The sequence below is a fragment of the Bartonella sp. SD1336NMGDW genome (assembly GCF_042193565.1).
In the GTDB taxonomy this organism is placed as follows: domain Bacteria; phylum Pseudomonadota; class Alphaproteobacteria; order Rhizobiales; family Rhizobiaceae; genus Bartonella; species Bartonella grahamii.
Genome location: NZ_JBHILW010000114.1, coordinates 1 through 505 on the forward strand (window position 1 = coordinate 1; position 505 = coordinate 505).

A 505-nucleotide genomic window follows, 5' to 3' on the forward strand; every position below is an offset into this window, starting at 1 on the left:
TCAAAAAAATCAAACATGCTCTTACTCGAAATATTATAAGCCTTTATCGCATTAAAGCTTTAAAAGATTTTGATGATATAAAGGCGGGGTCCTTAGGCGGCTTTATTGAAAAGGAAGTTAACCTATCCCATGATGGTAATTGCTGGGTGTATGATGAGGCTTGTGTCTATGGTCATGCAAGAGTGTATGATGATGCAAAAATACGCCATTTTTCTCAAGTCTGTGGTCAAGTTTATGGCAATGCTGAAGTCTATGGTAAGGCTTTTATCTCTCAATATGCTAAAGTTTATGACCATGCTTTTGTCTATGGCAATGCGCATGTTTATGGCAATGTTTATGGGTATGCTCATGTGAATGGTAGTGCCCGCGTTCTTGCTGATGCTCATATTTATGACCATGCGCATGTTTCTTATGATGCTACGGTTTTTAGTTATGCACGCGTTTATGGTCATGCCAAGGTTTCTGGCTTGGCTTGTATTTATAGCCATGCAAAAATTTATAATTA

At 38.0% G+C, this 505-nt stretch carries 1 pseudogene; it reads left to right on the plus strand.

Annotated elements, in window-relative coordinates:
- Positions 1 to 505 (plus strand): annotated as a pseudogene (locus ACFIKH_RS09440) (hypothetical protein); the annotation flags it as partial.